This window comes from Kurthia sp. Dielmo (genome assembly GCF_000307285.2).
Lineage (GTDB): Bacteria > Bacillota > Bacilli > Bacillales_A > Planococcaceae > Kurthia > Kurthia populi.
The window spans coordinates 1-2072 of sequence record NZ_HE578974.1 but is presented as its reverse complement, the minus strand read 5'-3'; the positions used below and the strand labels follow the sequence as shown (position 1 = coordinate 2072).

Below are 2072 nucleotides of genomic sequence, written 5' to 3'. Positions count from 1 at the left end.
AAAAAAACAACCCATAACAAGGGTGAGAGCGTATCAAATATTTAATGAGGCTGCAGATGCGATAGGACTTAGAGATAATATTGGAACACATACAATGCGAAAAACATTCGGTTATCATTTCTATAAACAATTTGGTGATGTGGCTACATTACAGCGACTCTTTAATCACTCTAGTCAAGCTACAACTCTTATGTACATTGGGATTACACAAGATGATATGGACGAGAAAATATCAAAAATGTATAATTGACATTATATGTATTTTTATTTAAGAGCTTTACTTTAATATTAAATTCAAAATGAAAGGAGTTTTTTGGTGTCTGAAGACGTTGTTATAGAAGATTTATATAGTAGAAAAATCGTCACTAAGATAAAGCTTGTTGAGCAACTGTATATTGGGAGGGTTTTTGAAAAAGATAGAAGGAATTTGTATAAAGAACGATTGTCTACTATGCCATCAAAAAATATTAACTATATATTTTCTGAGCTGAGGGAGTTTAAGATAAGCTATAATCGGTTTTTTAACAACTTATTAATAGCAGTTATCCCTATTTTTTTGTATATATATTTTTTCTACTTTTATGGGAAAAAACCTTCGAATATGTCAGAAGAATTTTCTGCGAAATTTATTAATTACCTGAGTATTAACGCTATACTAGTTTTATTTATATTTGTTTTTATTGTAAGTATAACAGTGTTTATTTATGTTTTATATTCTAAAAAAACTATACCAGTAAAATATAGACGAAATATTATAATCATGTGGTTTTTATTTTTGATAGCAGTATATACACTTAGCTCTGATAGTGAATTAGCCTTTTTTTATTTAATTTTTGTAATACTAAGTCTTAGTTCTATTGTACTTCTCTACTTGGCATGTTTAAAAAGAAAATTAAAGATAGTTGTACATGAATTAAATTATTTTTTAAATATAACAGATAATAATATTTAGACAAAAAGGCCTGCTTTTATGTAGGTCTTTTTTGATTGAGAAAAATAAAAAACTTTATAAATACTGTTATATCAAGGTTTGTAGGGATTATTATACTTATCTATTTAACATAAAAATGTAATTTGTAAATTGAGAGAAAAAAAGTTTTATAAAAAGTTAAGGAATGCTGTTATATCAATATTTGTAGCGTGAAAAAGTTAATTTAACAGTTTATTAGATATGTTAAATAAGGACAAAAAAAGGTGGAAATCTTGGACAGTTGCCCACTAATAGTGAGAGGGTTAAACATTTAAGTTGATTAAGGCATACAAAGAAATTCAAAACTAACCCCTAACAGTCCGTTTTCTTTTGTATGTCTTAATGAATTTAAAAAGGGGTGATCTATAATCTCGCGATGCCAGGCGTTAGTGGCAGCTGTGCTATTGGAGAGATGTTGCAATGGATTGGGATTATTAAGATTAATGATACTTATTACATTTGAAAGAAGTATCATTTGTAATAAATATCAATTGATACATTTAGACATTTAGACATTAATGTACAAATAGAAAAATAGAATTATAGATAAATGTATAAAGGGTGTGGAAGGTATGGAACTATCGAAGTTGCAGAAGCATCAAATGCTAACGATAATCGTTTCGACAATAACTAACTTAGCTGATGATGAAACGAAGTTAAAATACTTAACTCAAGAGCAATGCTTAAAGTTCTTACTATCAAGCAATAGCGCTACTTCAAATACAAACAATGAAGAGTTAGAAACATCATTCCAGTCATTAGTTGATTACTTATACAATGATTTGATGTGTGATGATGAACCATTAATCAAAGCAGAAGGCAGTGAATAACAATGCCATATGTGAAAGGCAAGAAGGTAAATCCTTTCTATTTATCACGCTCATGGAAAGATAAACGACTTGAAATCTTGGAACGTGATAATTACGAATGTGTCATGTGCAAAGCAGAAGGTCGTGTTACTACACGAAATGATGCCATTTTAGAAATCGACCATATTCAAGAATTAGATGATTATCCAGAGCTTGCACTGGTTGATACAAATTTACGCACACTTTGTCGCAGCTGTCACAATAAAAGGCATGGTCGTTTTGGTTTTACTCAA

4 protein-coding genes are annotated in these 2072 nt (G+C 29.3%); all 4 read left to right on the top strand.

Translation table 11 applies throughout. The features are described from left to right. A partial coding sequence (locus tag KTHG_RS20930) for a tyrosine-type recombinase/integrase (protein ID WP_145988289.1) occupies window positions 1-250 on the top strand: 250 nt, incomplete at its 5' end. A gap of 66 nt (window positions 251-316) precedes the next feature. After that, window positions 317-952 carry a hypothetical protein gene (locus KTHG_RS20925; protein ID WP_139996414.1) on the top strand — a complete coding sequence of 212 codons (636 nt, stop codon included), beginning with the start codon at window positions 317-319 and terminating at the stop codon, window positions 950-952. 590 nt (window positions 953-1542) lie between these two features. Further along, window positions 1543-1800, top strand: a complete 258-nt coding sequence (locus KTHG_RS20920) for a hypothetical protein (protein ID WP_139996412.1) — start codon at window positions 1543-1545, stop codon at window positions 1798-1800. A gap of 2 nt (window positions 1801-1802) precedes the next feature. Then, window positions 1803-2072 (top strand): HNH endonuclease (locus KTHG_RS20915; RefSeq protein ID WP_139996410.1); only part of this gene is annotated, 270 nt, incomplete at its 3' end.